Annotated in this window: 19 protein-coding genes; 3 read left to right on the plus strand and 16 right to left on the minus strand. The window is 65.0% G+C overall.

Annotation, left to right across the window (positions count from 1 at the left end; all coding sequences use genetic code 11):
* Nucleotides 1-30: 30 nt before the first annotated feature.
* From CIW53_RS08270 to rpsB, 15 genes are all read right to left on the minus strand, one after another.
* A complete protein-coding gene (locus CIW53_RS08270; protein ID WP_149364249.1) occupies nt 31-228 on the minus strand; it encodes a hypothetical protein in 198 nt (65 codons plus the stop codon).
* A 196-nt stretch (nt 229-424) separates the two neighbouring features.
* The gene (gene rnhB, locus CIW53_RS08275; protein WP_242451828.1) at nt 425-997 is read right to left on the minus strand and encodes a ribonuclease HII; all 573 of its coding nucleotides are present in this window, start codon (nt 995-997) and stop codon (nt 425-427) included.
* A 76-nt stretch (nt 998-1,073) separates the two neighbouring features.
* On the minus strand, nt 1,074-2,291 hold the full coding sequence (gene lpxB, locus CIW53_RS08280) for a lipid-A-disaccharide synthase (RefSeq protein ID WP_149364251.1): 1,218 nt from the start codon (nt 2,289-2,291) through the stop codon (nt 1,074-1,076).
* A 61-nt stretch (nt 2,292-2,352) separates the two neighbouring features.
* Nucleotides 2,353-3,141 (minus strand): acyl-ACP--UDP-N-acetylglucosamine O-acyltransferase, encoded by a 789-nt coding sequence (lpxA, locus tag CIW53_RS08285; protein WP_149364252.1) that lies wholly within the window; start codon nt 3,139-3,141, stop codon nt 2,353-2,355.
* A complete protein-coding gene (gene fabZ, locus CIW53_RS08290; RefSeq protein ID WP_149364253.1) occupies nt 3,138-3,611 on the minus strand; it encodes a 3-hydroxyacyl-ACP dehydratase FabZ in 474 nt (157 codons plus the stop codon). Before fabZ ends, lpxA begins: the two co-directional genes overlap by 4 nt.
* Complete coding sequence (gene lpxD / locus CIW53_RS08295; protein ID WP_149364254.1) at nt 3,604-4,632, minus strand: UDP-3-O-(3-hydroxymyristoyl)glucosamine N-acyltransferase; 1,029 nt, start codon at nt 4,630-4,632, stop codon at nt 3,604-3,606. The genes fabZ and lpxD overlap by 8 nt, the downstream gene beginning before the upstream one ends.
* A gap of 161 nt (nt 4,633-4,793) precedes the next feature.
* On the minus strand, nt 4,794-7,211 hold the full coding sequence (gene bamA, locus CIW53_RS08300; RefSeq protein ID WP_149364255.1) for an outer membrane protein assembly factor BamA: 2,418 nt from the start codon (nt 7,209-7,211) through the stop codon (nt 4,794-4,796).
* 195 nt (nt 7,212-7,406) lie between these two features.
* Nucleotides 7,407-8,753 (minus strand): RIP metalloprotease RseP, encoded by a 1,347-nt coding sequence (gene rseP, locus CIW53_RS08305; protein ID WP_149364256.1) that lies wholly within the window; start codon nt 8,751-8,753, stop codon nt 7,407-7,409.
* 36 nt (nt 8,754-8,789) lie between these two features.
* Nucleotides 8,790-9,965 (minus strand): 1-deoxy-D-xylulose-5-phosphate reductoisomerase, encoded by a 1,176-nt coding sequence (locus CIW53_RS08310; RefSeq protein ID WP_149364257.1) that lies wholly within the window; start codon nt 9,963-9,965, stop codon nt 8,790-8,792.
* Between the two features lie 2 nt (nt 9,966-9,967).
* Nucleotides 9,968-10,786: a phosphatidate cytidylyltransferase gene (locus CIW53_RS08315; protein WP_149364258.1), complete on the minus strand. Its 819-nt coding sequence runs from the start codon at nt 10,784-10,786 to the stop codon at nt 9,968-9,970.
* 8 nt (nt 10,787-10,794) lie between these two features.
* Complete coding sequence (uppS, locus tag CIW53_RS08320) at nt 10,795-11,535, minus strand: polyprenyl diphosphate synthase (RefSeq protein ID WP_149364259.1); 741 nt, start codon at nt 11,533-11,535, stop codon at nt 10,795-10,797.
* 17 nt (nt 11,536-11,552) lie between these two features.
* Entirely contained in the window at nt 11,553-12,110 is a 558-nt protein-coding gene (gene frr / locus CIW53_RS08325; RefSeq protein ID WP_149364260.1) for a ribosome recycling factor, read from the minus strand.
* A 72-nt stretch (nt 12,111-12,182) separates the two neighbouring features.
* Nucleotides 12,183-12,905: a UMP kinase gene (gene pyrH / locus CIW53_RS08330; protein ID WP_149364261.1), complete on the minus strand. Its 723-nt coding sequence runs from the start codon at nt 12,903-12,905 to the stop codon at nt 12,183-12,185.
* Between the two features lie 278 nt (nt 12,906-13,183).
* Nucleotides 13,184-14,065 carry a translation elongation factor Ts gene (gene tsf / locus CIW53_RS08335; protein WP_149364262.1) on the minus strand — a complete coding sequence of 294 codons (882 nt, stop codon included), beginning with the start codon at nt 14,063-14,065 and terminating at the stop codon, nt 13,184-13,186.
* Nucleotides 14,066-14,166: 101 nt separating this feature from the next.
* Entirely contained in the window at nt 14,167-15,027 is an 861-nt protein-coding gene (gene rpsB / locus CIW53_RS08340; protein ID WP_149364263.1) for a 30S ribosomal protein S2, read from the minus strand.
* A 312-nt stretch (nt 15,028-15,339) separates the two neighbouring features.
* Between rpsB and map the strand changes: the two genes are divergently transcribed.
* The 3 genes from map to CIW53_RS08355 all read left to right on the plus strand — a co-directional run bounded on the left by map (nt 15,340) and on the right by CIW53_RS08355 (nt 19,377).
* The gene (gene map, locus CIW53_RS08345) at nt 15,340-16,107 is read left to right on the plus strand and encodes a type I methionyl aminopeptidase (RefSeq protein WP_149364264.1); all 768 of its coding nucleotides are present in this window, start codon (nt 15,340-15,342) and stop codon (nt 16,105-16,107) included.
* Nucleotides 16,108-16,203: 96 nt separating this feature from the next.
* The gene (gene glnD, locus CIW53_RS08350; protein WP_242451829.1) at nt 16,204-18,849 is read left to right on the plus strand and encodes a [protein-PII] uridylyltransferase; all 2,646 of its coding nucleotides are present in this window, start codon (nt 16,204-16,206) and stop codon (nt 18,847-18,849) included.
* 78 nt (nt 18,850-18,927) lie between these two features.
* Entirely contained in the window at nt 18,928-19,377 is a 450-nt protein-coding gene (locus CIW53_RS08355; protein ID WP_149364265.1) for a CopD family protein, read from the plus strand.
* A gap of 27 nt (nt 19,378-19,404) precedes the next feature.
* Here CIW53_RS08355 and CIW53_RS08360 read toward each other — a convergent pair whose 3' ends face one another.
* Nucleotides 19,405-20,409: an NAD-dependent epimerase gene (locus CIW53_RS08360; protein ID WP_149364266.1), complete on the minus strand. Its 1,005-nt coding sequence runs from the start codon at nt 20,407-20,409 to the stop codon at nt 19,405-19,407.
* Nucleotides 20,410-20,419: the final 10 nt, after the last annotated feature.

Raw genomic sequence — 20,419 nt, forward strand, 5'->3', positions numbered from 1 at the left:
TGCCATCAGGCCGTGATGGCTGCCCCGCTGTCAGCGAATGTGGAAACGTTCGCCTTCGTCCTCGCGGGCCACGTAGTGGTCGAGGCTGCGTACCGCGAGCGGGAGCAGGTTGTAGTCGGAGTGCGTCAAGCCGTCTTCATCGACCACAGCCGATTCAGCAACTGGCGGGGTGTTGTTGGCTGCCGGCATCACGGGCTCGGCGAGTGGCTGTTTGTTGGGGATCATCATGGCACGACTCCCTGGGTTCTCTGTGAGGCGCCGGCCGGGTCAGGGTGAGGACTGGCCGGTATTTCTGGCGCGTCCCTGCTGACGTTGTTCCTGTAGCGAATGATGCGCCTGCGCGAGGAAAAGTTGCATAGACGAATGGGCTAGATGGCAAATCTCATCTGCCTTGCGATGGCGGCGGCGCGGATGCGGGGTGCGATCAGAAAAGGGTCATCTGATCGAGCATGAGCCGCACCGGCGCGAAGCTGCGCCGATGTTGTGCACACGGGCCCAGGTGCTGCAGTGCGTCCAGGTGCATTGGCGTGGCATAGCCCTTGTGGGAGGCGAAGCCATAGCCGGGATACATCGCATCCATGCTCACCATCAGGCGGTCGCGGCTGACCTTGGCCAGGATCGAGGCGGCGCTGATGGCGGGCTCCAGCGCGTCGCCGCCGATGATTGCGCGGCCCCGGCAGGGGAGATCCTTCGGCAACTGGTTGCCGTCGATCCATGCTTCGTGGGCCGCCATGGGCAACCCGCGCAAGGCGCGGCTCATGCCGGCCATGGTGGCCTGGAAAATATTGATGCGATCGATCTCCTCCACGTCGATCAGCACCACGCAATAAGCCAGCGCGCATTCGATGATCTGCGGATACAACGCCTCGCGTTTGGCCTCGCTGAGTTTCTTGGAATCGTCGAGTCCGGCGATCGGCCGCGCCGGATCGAGGATCACCGCGGCCACCGCCAGTGGCCCGGCCAGCGGACCGCGCCCGGCTTCGTCCACCCCGGCCATGAGCACGCTGCTTGCGTTGGCCTCCTCTCCCCCCCGGAGAGAGGATCGATGTGAGTGACGTTTGCCCGCGAGAAGCTCAGTCATCGGCCTGCTCGCGAGCGTCGATCAACTCCGCTATCGCTGCCGCGGCAAGATCGCCGGCATGACCTTCGAGTCCGCCGCGCAGGGCGTGATGCAATTGCTCGAACGCGGCGACGATGTGGCCGCGGCGTTCGCTGTCGCGGAACAGCGCCAGGGTGGCGGCGGCCAGGTTCTCGGCGGTGCATTGGTCCTGCATCAGCTCGGGCACCAGCAGGTCGTCGCCGAGGCCGCTGGCGCGTGCCAGGATGTTGGGCAGCGCGTAGACATCGGTTTTCAGCATCTTCAGCGCACGGGCGATGTGATAGCTGAGCGGGGCAACCCGATAGCCAACCACCATCGGGCGCTTGGCCAGCATCGCCTCCAGCGTGGCGGTGCCGGAGGCAAGCATCACGATGTCGGCGGCCAGCATCGCCTCGTGGGCATGGCCGTCCAGCAGCAGCGGCGCGCTCTCGTTGCGTGGGACGTTTGCCAGCAGCTGCCGCAGCCTGGCGAGCACCCGCGGGTTGGCGGCCGGGATCACGATGCGCAGGCCAGGCACGGCCGCGGCCACGCGTATCGCAGCATCGATGAAGACCTGCCCGAGCAGGGCCAGCTCGGACAGGCGGCTGCCGGGCAGTACGGCCAGCACCGGTGCCTGCTGCGGCAACTGCAGTGCATCGCGTGCGCCGACGCGATCGGACACCAGGGCGAAGCGGTCGGCCAGCGGATGGCCGACGAAACGGGCGTCGATGCCATGCTTCGCGTAGATCGCCGGCTCCATCGGGAACAAGCACAGTATGCGATGGGCGCTGCGGCCGATCTTTTCAGCGCGTTTTTCGCGCCAGGCCCAGACCGACGGACTGACGTAGTGCACGGTGAGCAGGCCAGCCTGTTTCAGGCGCTGTTCCACGCCGAGGTTGAAGTCGGGTGCGTCGATGCCGATCACGACGGCGGGCTTCGCCTCACGCAGCCGGGTGACCAGCGCCTTGCGCAGGCGCAGCAGCCGCGGCAGATGGCTGATCACTTCGCTGAAGCCGAACAGCGAGAGCTCGCGGATGTCGTACCAGGACTCGAAGCCTTCGCCTTGCATGCGGGCGCCGCCGATGCCGACGAAACGCGCCTGCGGGTAGCGCTGGCGCAGCGCGATGACCAGGTCGGCGCCGAGCTGGTCGCCGGAGTCTTCGCCGGCGAGGATGGCGATCAGGGGACTGCCGGAGGCGTCGGTGTTTTGCATGTCGCCTCCCGTGGAAACCAGAGCAGAGCTCAAGGTCGATTTCGCGATAAGCGCGATGCGCTTATCGCGCCAGCGAGCGTTCGCTGTGATCGAGGAAGTCCAGCATCGCGCGCACGTCAGAGCTTTCGCGTGCCTGCTCGGCGAGTTTTTCGCGCGCTTCGGGCAGCGACAGACCGGCCATGTACAGGGTGCGGTAGGCGCGCTTGATCGCGGCGATGCGCACGGCGTCGAAGCCGCGGCGCTTCAACCCTTCGCTGTTGATGCCGCGGGGGCGACCCCGTTGTTCGTTGGCCATCGTCACGAACGGTGGCACGTCGTGGCCGACCAGACAGCCCATGCCGATGAACGCGTGGGCGCCTACCTTGCAGAACTGGTGCACGCCGGAATAGCCGGAAAGGATGGTCCAGTCGCCGATTTCCACGTGTCCGGCCAGTGCCGAGTAATTGGAGAACACGACGTTGTTGCCGATCTGGCAGTCGTGTGCGACGTGCACGTAGGCCAGCACCCAGTTGTCGTTGCCGATGCGGGTAATGCCACCGCCGTCGCCGGTGCCGCGGTTGATGGTGGCGAATTCGCGGATCAGGTTGCGGTCGCCGATCACCAGCTCGGTGCGTTCGCCTGCGAACTTCTTGTCCTGCGGCGCACCGCCAAGCGAGGCGAATTGGGTGATGCGGTTGTCGCGGCCGATCCGGGTGGGTCCTTCGATCACCACATGCGGGCCGATCACCGTGCCGTCGCCGATTTCCACCTCTGCACCGATCACGCTGTAGGCGCCGATGCTGACGTTGTTGCCGATGACGGCGGAAGGATCGATCTGTGCCGTGGGGTGGATCGAAGCGGGCTGGATCATTTGTCGGCCCTCGCGGCGCACATCAGCTCGCAACTGGCCACTTCCTTGCCATCGACCAGAGTGCGCGCGATGAACAGGCCCATGCCGCGGACCAGTCGCTTCTGGGTCACCTCGAGGCGCAACTGGTCACCGGGAACCACCGGTGCACTGAAGCGTGCATTGTCCACCTTGACCAGATAGAACAGCGGGTTGCCCTTGTCGCCGTTGATGCGGCGGCTGATCTGGGTCAGCAGGCCTGCGCTTTGCGCCATCGCCTCGACGATCAGCACGCCGGGCATCACCGGGTGGCCGGGAAAGTGCCCGTTGAAGAACGGCTCGTTGATGGTCACGTTCTTCAATGCGACCACGCTGACATTCGGTACGATCTCGATCACCCGGTCGACCAGCAGGAACGGGTAGCGGTGCGGCAGCAGGTCCTGGATCTGCTCCACATTGATCGGCAATGGCATGACGCCTTTTTTCTCACTCATTGTTGCTGCCCTTCTCCAGCGCCGACAACCGGCGCGCGTACTCGTCCAGATGCTTGAAGCGCGCCGCATTCTTCCGCCACTGACGGTTCTCCTGCAGTGGCACGCCGGATGAATATTCGCCAGGCTCGCGGATCGAATGCGTAACCAGGCTCTTGGCGGTAATGGTAACCCGGTCAGCCAGTTCGAGATGGCCGAGCACGCCGGCGTTGCCGCCGATCATGCAGTAGCGGCCGATCTTCGCGCTGCCGGCCACCGCGGCGCAGCCTGCCATCGCGGTATGCGCGCCGACGTGCACGTTGTGGGCGATCTGGATCTGGTTGTCCAGGCGCACGTCTTCTTCCAGCACGGTATCGTCCAGCGCGCCGCGGTCGATCGTGGTGTTGGCGCCGATCTCGCAGTCGTCGCCGATGCGCACGCCGCCGAGTTGCGGCAGCTTGATCCAGTGGTCCTTGTCGAAGGCGAGGCCGAAACCGTCCGAGCCGATCACCGCGCCCGGGTGCACCAGTACCCGCTTGCCGAGAGTGACGCGGGTGACCAGGGTGACCCTGCCAACCAGGCGGGATTGCGCACCGACGGTGCAGTCGTCACCGATGATGCAGTGCGGGCCCAGTACGGCATCGTCCTCCACCACCGCACGATCGCCGATCACACAGCACGCGCCGATGCTGGCGCGGACGCTGATGCGCGCACTGGCGGCGACCACCGCACTGGGGTGGATGCCGGCTGGCGCCGCGGGCAGGCGTTCGAACAGGGCGGCGATGAGCGCATAGCTGACGTACGGGTCGGCGGCAATCAGCGCAGGGACCGGGCAACTGGCGAGATCGCCCTCGCGCAGTACCACAGCGCCGGCGCGCGTGTCGGCCAGTTGGGCGGTGTACTTGCTGTTGGAGAGGAAGCTCAGCTGACCGGGGCCGGCGCCGGCCAGGGTGCCGACACCGTCGATGACACGCGCCCCGTCACCCTTGAAGGTCAGACCGAATCGCTCGGCCAGCTCGGCCACGGTGTAGTTGACTGTGCTCATGCTTGCTCCCGGGTCTGCCAGTCATTGTAGAGGGTGGCGGCGCACGGCGCAGCGCGCCAGCGCAGCAAAAGAAAGCGCGGCATGGCCGCGCTTTCCGGTGCTTTCCCGGCTTCTGGGTGATCGCGCCGGCTGACCAGTGCGCGCGGATCAGTCCACCCTGATCAGAACTGGCTGCCGAAGGTGAACTGGATGCGTTCCTCGTAGTGACTGTCGCCCGGCTGCGAGCGGAACGGCGTGGCCAGGCTGATGATCAGCGGCCCGATCGGCGCCTGCCAATGCAGCGAGATGCCGGCCGACGCACGCAGCGTGCTGGCATTGAAGCTCTGGTAGTCCTTGTAGACGTTGCCGGCATCCACGAACAGCGACACGCGTGCGGTATTGGTATTTTTCAGGAACGGCAGCGGCAGGTACAACTCGGCCGTACCGAGCACCTTGAACGCGCCGCCGATCGGCTGCGCGTAATAACCGCCGAGGCACGACCCGTTGGCTGCCGGCGCGCTGCCGTCAATGCAGACACGCGGCCCCAGCGTGTCGTCCTGGAAGCCGCGCACGTCACGTACGCCGCCAGAGCGGAAGTTCTGCCAGAACGGGAAATCCTGGCGCATGTCGGTGAGGACATGCGTGGGGTCCTGCGCCAGGGCGGCGACTTTCAGGGCGTCGAAATCCGCGTCGCTGATGCCGTTCTTGCCAAAGGTCTTGCCGTAGCCGAGCTGGCCGTCCAGGTACAGCACGAAACCCTTGCCGATCGGCCAGTAGTGATTCGCTTCCGCGGTCAGTTTCCAGTACTGCACGGTGGAGCCGGGCAGGGCGACGTCGGCCGAGGCGGAGATCAATCCACCACGGGTCGGAGCCCAGTAACCGTTGCGGGTATCGTGGTTCCAGCCCAGCGTGCCGGTCCATGAGTGGATGGTCTTGTTGCCGATCTGGTTCTGGTAATCCATCAGCGATCGCGGACTGTAGCCGGGGACCAGGTTGACCTTGTTGCTGCTGACGCCCAGGCCCACGCGTACGCCGTCGGTCTCGGTGATCGGGATGCCGAGGTAGCTGGCGAAGCTTTTCGTGCTGGTGGCGTAGTTGGCGTAATCGGTATTGCCGAAATCGGCCTTCGAGTAGCTGGCGTTGTAGCCGATGCCGATGCCGCTGTCGGTCAGGTACGGGTTGTAGTAGTTGGTCGAGAAGCGGGTGTAGTAGCTGCTGCGTTCGCCACTGATCGAGAAGCTGTCGCCGCTGCCGAACAGGTTGTTCTGCGACACCGAGGCATTCAGGATCATGCCGGAGTACTGCGAATAACCCACACCGAACTGCAGGCTGCCGGCGGACTGCTCGACGACCTTGACGGTGACGTCGACCTTGTCCTGCGTTCCGGGCACCAGCTTCTTGTCGATATCCACGGTCTTGAAATAACCCAGCCGTTGCAGGCGGATCTTCGAGCGGTCGATCGCCGCCTGCGAATACCAGGACCCCTCCAGCTGCCGCATCTCGCGGCGCAACACGCCGTCTTCGGTGCGGGTATTGCCCTGGAACACCACCCTGCGCACGTAAACGCGCTGACCCGGCTCGATGAACAGGGTCAGGTCGACGGTGCGCTTGTCCTTGTCCAGCTTCGGGATCGGCGTGACCTTGGCGTAGGCATAGCCGATGTTCGCCAGGATCGCCTTTATCGACTTCGTGCTTGCCTCGATCGCGGCACGGTTGAAGGTGTCGCCGTCCTTGACGAACACCAGCTGGCGCAGCGTGGACTCAGGCAGGATCAGCGTGCCGAGCAGCTTGACGTCGGCGATCTTGTAGATTTCGCCTTCCTTGATGCTGGCGTCGATGTACATCGCGCGCTTGTCGGGGGCGATCGACACCTGGGTGGAATCGACACCGAAATCGGCATAGCCGCGATCCATGTAGTAGGACTGCAGTTTCTCCAGGTCGCCGGAGAGCTTTTCGCGCGAATACTGGTCGTCCTTCGAATACCACGACATCAGGTTGCTGGTGTCCGACTCGAAATCCTTGCGGATCTGCTTGTCGCTGAACGCATGGTTGCCAAGGATGTTCAGCTCCTTGATCTTGGCTGCCTTGCCTTCGCGGATCTCGATCTCGACCGCGACGCGGTTGCGATCGAGCTTGGTCACGTGCGGGTCGACCGACACGTTGTACTTGCCGCGGTTGTAGTACTGCCGGATCAGTTCCTGCTGCACGTTGTCCAGCGCCAGCCGGTCGAAAGTCTCGCCCTCGGACAGGCCGATGTCTTTCAGGCCCTTCTTCAGGTCGTCCGTCTTGATGTCCTTGTTGCCGCGCAGGGTCAGTTTCGCGATCGACGGGCGCTCGACCACCTTGATCACCAGGATGTCGCCTTCGCGATCGAACTCCACGTCGCTGAAGAACTTGGTCTGGTAAAGCGCGCGAATGGCCCGCTGGGCTTCCTCGTTGGTCAACCGCTCGCCCTTGTTGACGGGCAGGTAGTTGTAAACGGTACCGGCGGAAATGCGGCTGAGACCGTCGATGCGGATGTCCGACACCACGAACGGGTCGAATGCAAACGCATTGGCGGAGAGGGAGGCAAGCAGGATCAGCGCGGCGATACGCTTCATCGTCGATTCCGTAGGGTTATTTCGATGGGGCGACCAGTGCGGCCGCCCCGATCAACATATGAGGCAGGGACAGGCCCTGCCTCGAAAGAAAATCCGTACTCCGCAGGAGCACTTCGTGTGACACATCAGGGCGCCGGGCCGCAAATGGCGCTGACTGAAGTGTCATTGGCATGCTGCCGGCGCCGGTCATCCGTGTCACGACAGCAGCATGCGGTGGATGTCGTTGTAGAACGCCAGCCCCATCAAGCCGAACAGCAACGCCATGCCGATGTACTGGCCGACGACCATCGTCTGTTCGCTGACCGGGCTGCCTTTGATCAATTCGACAAGATAATACAGCAGGTGCCCGCCATCCAGAATCGGGATCGGCAAAAGGTTGAGTATGCCCAGACTCAACGACACCAGCGCCAGGAACTGCAGGAACCACGGCAGCCCCATGTTGGCCGACGCATTGGCCACTTCGGCAATGCCGATGACGCCGGACAGGTTTCTGGTCGAGGCTTCGCCGGTGAGCATCTTGCCGAGCATGCCGAACGTCTGCGTGGTGTTGCGCCAGGTGGTGCCGAGCGAAGCCTGCAGCGCCCTCAGCGGACCGTAGTGGATGGTGGCCGGCTCGGCCGGTGGGGCAGCGACGCCCATCACCCATTTCGGTGGCTGGCCTTCCAGCGACTCCCACCTTGCGGTGACATGAAGTTGCAGCGGCTGGCCTGCGCGTTCGACGACGATGGCCAGCTGCGGCGACTTGATCGCGGCGGCCTGTACCTTCTTGCCGAAGGCGATGAAATCGCTGACTGGCTGGCCATTGACGCTGACGATCCGATCGCCACCCTGCATGCCGGCCAATGCTGCCGGTTGCCCGGCCATGACCGTGGCGGCGACGGCCGGTGGCGGTGCCAGTTGCAGCCCCAGTATGCCCAGATACTGGCCTACGTCCTGGCCGGGCGGCAGCTCGTTCAGCGGCAGCACCAGTTGCCGCTGAACGCCATCGCTGCCGCGTACGGTCAGCGGCAGCGGCTTGCGTCCGAGCAAGGCATTGGCCACCGCATCCATCGAATCGGTAAAGGTCGGGATCGCTCGGCCATCGATGCTGAGGATGCGATCGCCCGGCTGGATGCCGGCCTTGGCTGCAAGGCTGTGCGGCGTGGCGGTAACCACCGGGGCCACGTCAGGGCGTCCCAACATGAACATCAGCCAGAACGCGACCACGGTGAAGATCAGGTTGAAGCCCGGCCCGGCAGCCACGATGGCGATGCGTTTCCACACCGACTTGCCGGTGAACTCCTGATCGCGCAGGGCCGGGTCGACTTCGCCCTCGCGTGCATCGAGCATCTTGACGTAACCGCCCAGCGGGATGGCGGCGATCCAGTATTCGGTGCCGTCGCGGCCCACGCGCTTCCAGATCGCCTTGCCGAAGCCGACCGAAAAGCGCAGCACCTTGACCCCGCAACGACGCGCGACCCAGTAGTGGCCGAATTCATGAAAGGTCACCAGCACGCCCAGCGTGACCAGCAACCAGAACACCGGGCCGAAGAAGGAAGTCATCAAGTGTCGTAAGTCGAAGTCATCAGGGCAAGAATATCAGCAAGCATTGCGCAGCACGCGGCGGGCCGCCTCCCGGGCAATACGGTCGCGTTCACAAAGAGACCCAACATCGACCACGGCTTGGGCCGGCAGTTCCGCAAGCACCGCTTCCACGACATCGGCGATCGACAGGAACGGCAGCGCGCCGGCCAGGAAGGCCTCTACCGCCACCTCGTTGGCGGCATTCAGCACGGCCGGCGCATCACCACCGGCGCGCAATGCCTGAAACGCGAGCGCCAGGCAGCGGAACGTGGCCAGGTCCGGTTGTTCGAACTGCAGTGGCGCGCAGGCGGACAGATCCAGCGACGGCACGCCCGAGTCGACCCGTTCCGGCCAGGCCAGCGCATGTGCGATCGCGGTGCGCATGTCCGGATTGCCCAACTGGGCCAGCACCGAGCCGTCAACGTACTCGACCATCGAATGCACCAGGCTCTGCGGGTGCACCACCACGTCGATGGCATCGGCCGGCGCGCCGAACAGGTGGTGCGCCTCGATGACTTCCAGGCCCTTGTTCATCAACGTGGCCGAGTCCACCGAGATCTTGCGCCCCATCACCCAGTTCGGATGCTTGCACGCCTGCTCCGGCGTGATGCCGGCCAGTTCGGCGCGCGTGCGGCCGCGAAACGGGCCGCCAGAGGCGGTCAGGATCAGCCGACGCACGCCGCTGCGGTGCAGGTCGGGGCGACCGCCCGGCAAACACTGGAAGATCGCGTTGTGTTCGGAATCGACCGGAATGAGTGCGCCGCCGCCGAGGGCCACCGCTTCGAGCAGCAGCGAGCCCGCCATCACGATGGATTCCTTGTTGGCCAGCAGCAGGCGCTTGCCCGTGCGTGCGGCGGCAAGCGTGGAGTCCAGTCCGGCAGCGCCGACGATAGCGGCGACCACGGTGTCGCACAGGTTGCCCGATGCCGCGGCGGTCAGTGCGGCATGGCCGCTGGCTACCTCGCAACGGACGCCGGCGGCCGCCAGGCGGCGTGCCAGCTCGGCTTCCAGCGACGGGTCGGCGATCACCGCCAGCTCCGGATGGTGCCTGGCACAAAGGTCGACGAGTGCCTCCACTTGCCGATGGGCAGTCAGCACCGTGGCGCGAAAGCGCTGCGGATGGCGCGCGATCACGTCGAGCGTACTGCCACCGATGGAGCCGGTGGCGCCGAGAACGGCAACCTTGTGCATCTTCAGATATCCAGCAACAGCAGGCCGGCGGCGAACACCGGCAGCGCTGCAAACACGCTGTCCAGTCGATCCATCAGGCCGCCATGGCCGGGAAAGATGGTGCCCGAATCCTTCACCTGGGCATGCCGCTTCATCAGGCTTTCGAGCAGGTCGCCGACGATCGAGATCGCCACCGTGACCGCTGCCAGCAACGCCAACGCCAACAGTTGGGCGCCACGCACGCCGAGCAGCCAGCCGCCGAGTTCGGCGATCAGCACGCCGACGAGCATCGCGCCATAGGCGCCGGCCCAGGTCTTGCCGGGGCTGATCTGCGGTGCCAGTTTGCGCTTGCCGAACGCGCGGCCGCTGAAATACGCACCAATGTCGGAGCCCCACACGATCACTACGGCCAGCAGTGTCCACCAGTGGCCGTGGGGTTCCCTGGCGTGGATGCTCGCCAGCGCGACCCAGGCCGGGAAGATCACGAACGCACCGGCAAGCAGCTTCAGCGCCAGATTTTCACGGGTGGGCGCGGCGGCGTAGGCGAAATGGCGCAGCCACAGGCAGGCCAGCGCCCACCACGCAACGCCGGCGGCCAGCAGCCATGGGGTGAACGCGGTGGCGTGGACGGACCACAGCAAGGCGAACACGCCGGCTGCCACGACCAGCAGGCCGGCGCGCCACGCGCGGCTCTTCAAGCCGCTCAATTCGGTCCATTCCCACAGCGCGGCAAGAAAGGCCAGCGCGACGATGGCCGCGAAGATCGCGGTCGGCGGCAGCAGGATGAGCAGGATCGCCAGTGGCGCGAGTACCATGGCGGTGAGAACGCGCTGAAGCAGCATGGGAATCCTCAGGAAAGGGCAGTGACCTGCTCGCCGGTGCGACCGTAACGGCGCTCGCGGCGGGCATAGTCTTCGATGGCCCGGCGCAGGCAAGCCTGGTCGAAATCGGGCCACAAGGTATCGGTAAAGTACAGTTCGGCGTAGGCGACCTGCCACAGCAGGAAGTTGCTGACCCGGCATTCGCCGCCGGTGCGGATGAACAGGTCCAGCGGAGGCAACTCGGCCAGGCTCATCCACTGGCCCAGCCGGGCCTCGTCGATCTCGTCAGCGCGCAGCTCGCCACGCGCCACGGCGGCAGCGGCCTGGCGGCTGGCCTGCACGATGTCCCAGCGGCCGCCGTAGCTCACGGCGATGTTCACCTGCAGCTTGTCGTTGCCCGCGGTACGGGTCATCGCGGCCTGCATGCGTTGGCGCAAGGCGTTGTCGAACGCGCCCAGGTCGCCGATGAAACGCAGGCGCACCCCATGGCCGTGCAATTCGTCCACTTCCTTGTCCAGCGCGCGCACGAACAGGCTCATCAGCGCGCCGACTTCCTCTTGCGGGCGCTGCCAGTTCTCACTGGAAAAAGCGAACAAGGTCAGGGCCTGCACGCCTTCGCGCAGGCATGCCTCGATCACTTCGCGCACTGCCTTGCGGCCGGCGTTGTGACCAAAACTGCGCGGGCGATGACGCGCCTTGGCCCAGCGGCCATTGCCGTCCATGACGATGGCGATGTGGCGCGGAACCCTGGCGGCTTCGGCGCCGGTCATGCGAAAGACGATGGCGCTCAGAGCGCCATCAGCTCCTCTTCCTTCGCCTTGACCACGACGTCGACATCCTTCACCGCACGGTCGGTGAGTTTCTGGATCTCGTCGTCGGTGCGGCGGTCGTCATCCTCGGTGATCAGCTTTTCCTTCAGCAACTCCTTGACCTGCTGAAGGGCATCGCGTCGCACGTTGCGGATAGCGATCTTGGCGTTCTCGCCTTCATGGGCCACGTGCTTGGCCAGCTCGCGGCGACGCTCCTCGGTGAGCGCGGGCATGTTCAGGCGGATCACGGTGCCGGCGGTCGTCGGCGTGATGCCCAGGTCCGACGCCATCAGCGCCTTCTCGATCGGCGCCACCATGGTCTTTTCCCATGGCGTGATGATGATGGTGCGCGCGTCGGACAACGACACCGACGCAACCTGGGTCAGCGGCATGTCCGAGCCGTAGTACGACACCTTGATGCCGTCCACCAGCGCGGTGCTGGCGCGGCCGGTGCGGATGCGGGTGAGGTCGTGCTTGAGCGATTCGATGCTCTTGCCCATGCGGGTCTGGGCATCGTTCTTGATGTCATTGAGCATGTGGCGTTTCCTGGTGAATCCGGCAACATTTGATTATAGCAGTGGTGCGGCAGCAGGCCTGCCGCGAAGCGTTCAGCCGCCGTCGACCAGGGTGCCGATCGATTCACCCTGCATGATCCGCATCAGGTTGCCGGGCACCGTCATGTCGTAGATGCGCAGCGGCATCTGCTGGTCGCGGCACAAGGCGATCGCGGCGGTGTCCATCACGGCCAGCTTGCGCTCGATCACGTCGTCATAGCCGAGCCGGTCGTAGCGGGTGGCGCTGGCATCCTTGGCCGGGTCGGCCGTGTAGACGCCATCGACCTTGGTCGCCTTCAGCAGCAGGTCCGCACCGATCTCGACTGCACGCAAGGCAGCCGCCGAATCGGTGGTGAAGAACGGGTTGCCGGTGCCGGCCGCGAACAGCACGATGCGGCCCTTCTCGATATGCCGTATCGCGCGGCGGCGGATGTAATCCTCGGCCACGTCGTGGATCTGGATCGCGCTGGTGACGCGGGCGAAGCCGCCACGTTTTTCGATCGCATCCTGCATCGCCAGTGCGTTCATTACCGTGGCCAGCATGCCCATGTGGTCGCCGGTGACCCGGTCCATGCCGGCGGCAGCGAGTCCGGCGCCGCGGAAGATGTTGCCGCCGCCGATCACGATGCCGATCTGCACGCCGGTCTTCTGCACCTCGATGATCTCGTCAGCGAGCCGGCCGATCACTTTCGGATCGATGCCGTAATCGGCCTCGCCCATCAGGGCTTCACCGGAGAGCTTGAGCAGGATGCGCTGATACTTGGGCTGGTCGCTCATGGATTCTCCGGATTGTGTGGGGCAAACCGGTGCATTGTAGCGGCAGTGCTCGCTGTTGAGTGCGTTGCCTGCGCGGATGGTGGCGACCCTGTCATGTGCAGGAGCCTGCTGGCGGGCGATGCCCTTCTTCACATATCCGAAAAAAGCTCGCCCGCGAGCGGGCTCCTGCGGGTTTGAGGTAACGAAAAGGGCCGCGGTTTCCCGCGGCCCTTTTCGAAGCGTTGCCCTTTCTGAATAGTCCGGCCACGGATGGCCGGTCTATCCGCCAGGGATGACGGTTACCTCAAGCCAGCCTGCTTCATCACTTCGGCGGCGAAATCCTCTTCCACCTTCTCGATGCCTTCGCCAACTGCCAGGCGCGCCACCGAGATGACGTCGGCACCTTCCTTCTTCAGCGCGTCGGCCACCGTCACGTTGGTGTCCAGCACATAGGGCTGGCCGAGCAGGGTGACTTCGGAAATGATCTTGTTGACCTTGCCGCCGACGATCTTCTCGAGGATATCGGCCGGCTTGGCTTTTTCCTTGTCGGACATCAGGCTCAGCGCGATCTCCTTTTCCTTGGCCAGGAATTCGGCCGGGACATCCTCGGCGCGGATGTGCGCCGGGTTCATCGCCGCCACGTGCATCGCGATGCCCTTGGCCAGCTCCTCGGAGCCGCCCTTGAGGGCCACCAGCACGCCGATGCGACCGCCGTGGATGTAGCTGCCGATCACGCCGTTGCTCTCGACCAGGGCCATGCGGCGCACGTCGATCTTTTCGCCGATGGTGGCGATCAGGGCCTTGGCGGCCTCTTCCACGCTGGCGGCGCCCGGGTAGGCGGCAGCCTTCAGCGCGTCGATGTCGGCGGCGCCGGAATTCAGCGCGACGTCGGCGACGGTGTCGCTGAACTTCAGGAAGCTGGCGTCCTTGGCGACGAAATCGGTCTCGCAGTTGATCTCGACCAGCACGGCCTTGCCGGCGGTCTGGGCGGCCACGATGCGGCCTTCGGCGGCGATGCGGCTGGCCTTCTTGTCAGCCTTGGCCAGGCCGGACTTGCGCAGCCATTCCATCGCGGTGTCGATGTCGCCGTTGTTCTCGACCAGCGCCTTCTTGCATTCCATCATGCCGGCGCCGGACCGCTCGCGCAGCTCCTTGACCAGTTGGGCGGAAATATTGCTCATCGTTAGTCCTCTAATGCTTGGATGGCGGAACGGCGGCAAACGCCATTTCGCATGAATCTTGAGCCGGGCAGACGGCGGCCTGATGACCGCCGTCGCGGCGATTACTTGGCCGGTGCGCCGTCGTTGCGCGAACCACGGCCGCCGTCACGACCGCCGTCACGGCGTGGAGCGGACTTGCGCGGGGCAGCCTCGCGGCGCGGGCGATCGACCTTGGCGACCGGGTTGCCTTCCTCGTCCAGCTCGACGAAGTCGTTGCCGTCGCCCTGGGCTGCAGCCGGCGCAGCGGCCTTGCCTTCCAGGATCGAGTCGGCAGCGGCACGTGCGTACAGCTGGATCGCGCGGATCGCGTCGTCGTTGCCCGGGATGGCGTAGTCGACCAGTTCGGGGTTGTAGTTGGTGTCGACCACGGCGATCACCGGGATGCCGAGCTTCTTGGCTTCCTGCACGGCGATGTCTTCGTGGCCGATGTCGATCACGAACAGCGCGTCGGGCAGACGGTTCATGTCCTTGATGCCGCCCAGCGAGGCCTGCAGCTTGTCGCGCTCGCGGCGACGGGCCAGCACTTCGTGCTTGACCAGCTTCTCGAACGAGCCGTCGGTCTCGGCCGCTTCCAGCTCCTTCAGGCGCGACACGGACTGCTTCACGGTGCGGAAGTTGGTCAGCATGCCGCCGAGCCAGCGCGAGGTGACGAACGGCATGCCGGCGCGTGCGGCCTCTTCGGCCAACGGCTCGCGGGCCGAACGCTTGGTGCCGACGAACAGGATGGTGCCGCGCTTCTGCGCCAGGCCCGACAGGAAATTCATCGCGTCGGTGAACAGCGGCAGGGTCTTTTCGAGATTGATGATGTGGATCTTGCCGCGGGCGCCGAAGATGTACGGGGCCATCTTGGGATTCCAGTAACGGGTCTGGTGACCGAAATGGACGCCGGCTTCCAGCATCTGACGCATGGTGACTTGTGCCATGGGTGTAGCTCCGATTGTCGGTTCCCATGAGGGAACCTGGGGGTTGGGACCTCCACGCATCCCCGGCTTCGACCGCGACTGGCCCGATTTTTTTGTGGGCGAGGCGCGGCACCCCGAAGGCGGTGCCGATGCGTGTGTGGCGTTGGTTTGGGTGTTGTACCGCACAGGGTTACAATTCCCGTTCGCTTTGCGCTGGCCGACCATCGAACCCGATACGTCGGTCCTGCAAAACTCCGAAATTGTAGCCGGTACGCCGGTGGTGCGGCAAGTCGCTGGATTTTATGGGCTTTGTCGCCATATTGAGTGGAACCGATGGCCATTACCCTGAAATCCCCGCAAGACCTCGAAGGCATGCGCGTCGCCGGCAAGCTGGCGGCCGAGGTGCTGGCCATGCTCAAGGAGTACGTCAAGCCCGGGGTCACCACCGAGGAACTGGACCGGCGCGCCTACGAGCACATCGTCAACGTGCAGAAGGCGATTCCCGCCAACGTCGGCTACCACGGCTTCCCCAAGACCCTGTGCACCTCGGTCAACCACGTGATCTGCCACGGCATCCCGAACGAGGGCAAGGTGCTCAAGGACGGCGACATCGTCAACCTCGACGTCACCGTGATCAAGGATGGCTGGCACGGCGACACGAGCCGCATGTACGTCGCCGGCACGCCGTCGGTGCTGGCCAGGCGGCTGGTCGATACCACCTTCGAGGCGATGATGCGCGGCATCCAGGCGGTACGCCCCGGCGCCACCCTGGGCGATATCGGCCATGCGATCCAGCAGCATGCCGAGGCGGCCGGCTTCAGCGTGGTCAAGGAGTATTGCGGCCACGGCATCGGCAAGGTCTACCACGACGAGCCGCAGGTACTGCACTACGGCAAGCCCGGCACCGGAGTCGAGTTGAAGAAGGGCATGACCTTCACCATCGAGCCGATGATCAACGCCGGCAAGCCGCAGACCCGCCAATTGCCGGACGGCTGGACCGTGGTGACCAAGGACCATTCGCTATCGGCGCAATGGGAGCACACGCTGGCGGTGACCGATGACGGCTTCGAGATCCTCACGCCCTGGCCGGATGCGGGGTAAGTCGGTCCTTCGACTTCGGCCTTGCGCTCAGCGGAGTGGCAGGCAGGGATCGTTGGCCGTTTTGTGCAGGCTGCGGCTCCCGCACCAGGACGTATCGTGAACGCCGTGCATGCCATCACTCTCCCGCCATTGCCGCGTCTGCCTGTGGCGGTGCCTCGTTCGGGCGTTTCCGTCGAAGCCCGCCGCGCCTTGCGGCAGTTGCTGGGTGACGTCGACAGGGACCTGGCGGCCGCATTTCGCCAGGGCGCCGATGCCAGTGTGCTGGCGCAACGCCGTGGCAACCTGGTCGGGCAAGTGGTGGCGCATGTATGGACGGCTTGTCTCGGCGAGGCCGCCGAGACGACGCTGTTTGCAGTCGGCGGCTTCGGTCGGGGCCTGCTGTTTCCCTATTCCGACGTGGACCTGCTGGCGCTGGTGAATGCACCCGAACCGGCGCGCCTGCGCGCGCTTGAGCAATTTTTCGCCACGTTGTGGGATGTCGGGTTGAAGGTCGGCCATGCAGTACGCGACCCGGCGCAATGCCGCGCGTTGGCGGCGCGGGATGCCAGCGTATTCACCAGCCTGCTGGATGCGCGCCGGCTCGCTGGCGATCCGGCGTTTGCGCTGCGCTTGCGAAGCATCGTGGACGACCCCGCGTTGTGGCCGCCTGTGGCCTATCTCGCCGCACGGCTGGCCGAGCGCGATGCGCGCCATGCGCGCTATGACGATACCGCCTACAACCTCGAGCCCAACCTCAAGGATGGCCCGGGCGGCCTGCGTACGCTCGATTCGCTGCGCTGGATGGCGCGGCGGCTGGCGCACGCGGACGACCTGTCCGACATGGTGGCGGAGGGGCTGCTCGACCCGGCCGAACAGGCCGCGCTGGAACAGTCCGAAGCGACCTTGCGCCGCTATCGCTACGCGCTGCACCTCGAGGCCGGCCGACCGGAGGAGCGGCTGCTGTTCGATTATCAGCGCGCGCTGGCCACGCGGCTTGGCTTCGAGGACGAGCACGAGAAGAACCTTGGCGTCGAGCAGTTCATGCAGGGCTATTACCGCGCCGCCAGCCAGGTCGAGCGGCTCGGCGTGCAGGTTGCCGAGCGTTTCGAGGAAATGCTGGAGCCGCCCGGCGAGGCAGTGGCCGTGGGGCGTGAATTCGTGCGCTACGGCCAGCGGCTGGCAGCGCGCGACCCCCAGCTTTTCATGCGGCGACCGGCCGCCTTGGTCGAGATTTTCATCGCACGGCTGGATCAGCCGGGTGTACTGGGTTTCAGTGCCGACACCATGCGCCGCATCCATCAGGCGACCGCTGCGCATGCCAGCGTGCTGGCCGACGATGGGGATGTTCTGGCGGCATTCCTGCAACTGCTGCGGCGCGGCGCGGTGGCGGTGGAGGCGTTATGGAGGATGAATCGGCATGGATTGCTGGCGGCGATCCTGCCCGCGTTCGGGAAAGTCTTCGGGCGCATGCAATACGACTTGTTCCACGTCTATACGGTCGACGAACACACCTTGCGCGTACTGCGCAACATGGCGCGCTTTGCCGACCCGGCGGCACAGCGCGAATTTCCGCTCGGCTGCGAAATATGGGCGAGCCTGCCCAAGCCCGAGATACTGCTGCTGGCCGCGCTGTTCCACGACATCGCGAAGGGTCGTGGCGGTGATCATTCGATGCTGGGCGAGCAGGATGCGCGTGCATTCTGCGCCCGACTGCAACTGCCGCCGGGTGATGTCGAGCGGGTCGCCTGGCTGGTGCGGTGGCATTTGCTGATGAGCACCACGGCGCAACGCCAGGACATCACCGACCCCGACGTCGTGCACCGGTTTGCGGACATCGTCGGCGATCGCGAACGACTTGGCCGGCTGTACCTGCTGACCATTGCCGACATCATCGGCACCAGCCCGCGATTGTGGAACGGCTGGAAGGATCGGCTGCTGTCCGATCTGTGTGTGGCGACCCGGTATGCATTGCGCAGCGACGTGGAACTGCCGCGCGATATCGGTGTGCGCGTGCATGAATGTTCCGAATATGCGCTGGCGCTGTTGATGAACGAAGGACATGACGAAGCGGATGTCCTGCGGGTCTGGGCGGATTTTCCGCAGCTCAGTTTCCTGCGTCACCGACCCGAGCAGATCGCCTGGCAGACTGGCGCAATCATGCGCGCGCGGGGCGTGTTGCCGCTGGTTGCCGTGCACCCGCTGTCGGTGCGCGGCAGCACGGAGCTGTTCGTTTATGCACCGGATCGCGACGGGTTGTTCGCCACCGTCACTGCGGTGCTCGACCGGTTGCGTTTCTCGGTGGTCGAGTCACGCATCCTCAGTTCGCCGACCGGAATGGCACTGGACACGTTCCTGCTGCTCGACGCCGACAGCCAGCAGCCGGTCAGCATCGCCCGCGCCGAGGAGTTGCAGCAACGGCTGCAACGCGCGCTGGCTCAGCCCGCCGGCGTGCAGCCGAGCAGGCGCGGGATGTCGCGTCACCAGAAGCACTTCCAGATGACGCCGAAGATCAGCTTCCACGCTGCTGGCGATCGTACCCAACTGGCGCTGATCGGCACCGATCGTCCCGGCCTGCTGGCTGCCGTGGCACAGGTGATGCTGAGTACCGAAGTGCGCGTGCACGATGCGCGCATCGCCACGTTCGGCGAGCGCGTGGAGGATTTCTTCCAGCTGACCGATCGCCACAATGCGCCGCTCGATGCCGGCCTGCAGGAGCGATTGTTGCAGGCATTGCTCCAGCGGATCGGACCGGCGCAGGATTGAGCAACGCTTCGATGCGATCGGGCAATCGCGCGTTATCATCGCAGCCGCTGCGTATTGCAGCGGCCACCCGTATCCGTCATGACCTACCTGCTGATCAAGTCGCTGCATCTGCTGTTCGTCATCGCCTGGATGGCCACCGTGTTCTACCTGCCGCGGATCCTGGTGAACCTTGCCGAGACCGCCGACGAACCGGCCGTGCAGACGCGGCTGCAACTGATGGGGCGGCGGCTGTACAAGTTCGGCCACAACATGTTCGGCATCGCGTTCCTGTTCGGACTGGCACTGTGGCAGGGCTGGCGGGTGTTTCCGCAGAGCTTGCCGAATGTCACGGCCGGGATGCACTGGATCGACGCCAAGCTGACCCTGGTTGCCGTGCTGCTGGTGTATTTCGTGTGGGCCGGACGCATGCTCAAGCGCAGCTCGAAGGGCATTGCGTTGCCGTCGGCACGCACGCTGCGCTGGCTCAACGAGCTGCCGGTGCTGTTGCTGCTGGGCGTGGTCTACCTGGTGATCGCCAAACCGTTTTGAAGCAGCTATAGGGTGCGCTCCTGCACGTCAGTTGTAGTACCCGCGGTACCACTCGACGAAGCGCGCCACCCCATCCTCGATCGAGGTATTCGGCGCATAGCCCACGTCGCGGCGCAGTGCCGATACGTCGGCCCAAGTGTCCGGCACGTCGCCAGGCTGCATCGGCAGAAACCGCTTTTCCACGGTGCGGCCGAGGTTCTGTTCCAGCAGCTCGATGAAGCGCATCAGCTGCACGGGTTGGTCGTTGCCGATGTTGTAGACGCGATATGGCGCGCTCGACGTACCCGGATTCGGCAGTTCGGCGTTGTACGCCGGGTCGGGTGCGGCGGGGTGGTCGAGCGTCCGGATCACGCCCTCGACGATGTCGTCGATATAGGTGAAATCGCGGCTGTGGTTGCCGTGGTTGAACACGTCGATCGGTTCGCCGCGGCTGATACGGTCGGCGAACAGGATCGGCGACATGTCCGGCCGGCCCCATGGCCCGTACACGGTGAAGAAGCGCAGGCCGGTAGTGGGAAGGCCGTATAGATGGCTATACGTATGCGCCATCAGCTCGTTCGCCTTCTTGCTTGCGGCGTAGAGGCTGACGGGGTGGTCGACCGCATCCTCCACCGCGAACGGCAGTTTGCGGTTCGCGCCGTAGACCGAGCTGGACGAGGCATAGACCAGGTGCTCGACCTCGTTCTGCCGGCAACCTTCCAGGATGTTGACGAAGCCGACCAGGTTGCTCTGCACATAGGCGCGCGGATGCTTGATGGAATAACGAACGCCGGCTTGCGCGGCAAGATTCGCCACCCGCTGCGGCTTGAACGAAGCGAAGGCGCGGTCCACCGCTGTCGCGTCGGCAAGGTCGCCACGCTGATGGGTGTAGTTCGGGTGGTCGATGAAGCGCGCCAGGCGCGCTTCCTTCAGCGCCGGGTCGTAATAGTCGTTGTGATTGTCGAAGCCATGAACCACATCGCCGCGTGCCAGCAAGCGTTGCGCCAGGGCGGCGCCGATGAAGCCGGCTGTGCCGGTAACCAGGATGCGCATGGATTGTCCT

This window comes from Rhodanobacter sp. T12-5, assembly GCF_008329435.1.
Classification (GTDB): domain Bacteria; phylum Pseudomonadota; class Gammaproteobacteria; order Xanthomonadales; family Rhodanobacteraceae; genus Rhodanobacter.

Coding starts and splice junctions, on each gene's coding strand:
- CIW53_RS08270 (WP_149364249.1), bottom strand. CDS start 228: ATGATGATCCCCAACAAACAGCCACTCGCCGAGCCCGTGATGCCGGCA.
- rnhB (WP_242451828.1), bottom strand. CDS start 997: ATGGCCGGGGTGGACGAAGCCGGGCGCGGTCCGCTGGCCGGGCCACTG.
- lpxB (WP_149364251.1), bottom strand. CDS start 2,291: ATGCAAAACACCGACGCCTCCGGCAGTCCCCTGATCGCCATCCTCGCC.
- lpxA (WP_149364252.1), bottom strand. CDS start 3,141: ATGATCCAGCCCGCTTCGATCCACCCCACGGCACAGATCGATCCTTCC.
- fabZ (WP_149364253.1), bottom strand. CDS start 3,611: ATGAGTGAGAAAAAAGGCGTCATGCCATTGCCGATCAATGTGGAGCAG.
- lpxD (WP_149364254.1), bottom strand. CDS start 4,632: ATGAGCACAGTCAACTACACCGTGGCCGAGCTGGCCGAGCGATTCGGT.
- bamA (WP_149364255.1), bottom strand. CDS start 7,211: ATGAAGCGTATCGCCGCGCTGATCCTGCTTGCCTCCCTCTCCGCCAAT.
- rseP (WP_149364256.1), bottom strand. CDS start 8,753: ATGACTTCCTTCTTCGGCCCGGTGTTCTGGTTGCTGGTCACGCTGGGC.
- CIW53_RS08310 (WP_149364257.1), bottom strand. CDS start 9,965: ATGCACAAGGTTGCCGTTCTCGGCGCCACCGGCTCCATCGGTGGCAGT.
- CIW53_RS08315 (WP_149364258.1), bottom strand. CDS start 10,786: ATGCTGCTTCAGCGCGTTCTCACCGCCATGGTACTCGCGCCACTGGCG.
- uppS (WP_149364259.1), bottom strand. CDS start 11,535: ATGACCGGCGCCGAAGCCGCCAGGGTTCCGCGCCACATCGCCATCGTC.
- frr (WP_149364260.1), bottom strand. CDS start 12,110: ATGCTCAATGACATCAAGAACGATGCCCAGACCCGCATGGGCAAGAGC.
- pyrH (WP_149364261.1), bottom strand. CDS start 12,905: ATGAGCGACCAGCCCAAGTATCAGCGCATCCTGCTCAAGCTCTCCGGT.
- tsf (WP_149364262.1), bottom strand. CDS start 14,065: ATGAGCAATATTTCCGCCCAACTGGTCAAGGAGCTGCGCGAGCGGTCC.
- rpsB (WP_149364263.1), bottom strand. CDS start 15,027: ATGGCACAAGTCACCATGCGTCAGATGCTGGAAGCCGGCGTCCATTTC.
- map (WP_149364264.1), top strand. CDS start 15,340: ATGGCCATTACCCTGAAATCCCCGCAAGACCTCGAAGGCATGCGCGTC.
- CIW53_RS08355 (WP_149364265.1), top strand. CDS start 18,928: ATGACCTACCTGCTGATCAAGTCGCTGCATCTGCTGTTCGTCATCGCC.
- CIW53_RS08360 (WP_149364266.1), bottom strand. CDS start 20,409: ATGCGCATCCTGGTTACCGGCACAGCCGGCTTCATCGGCGCCGCCCTG.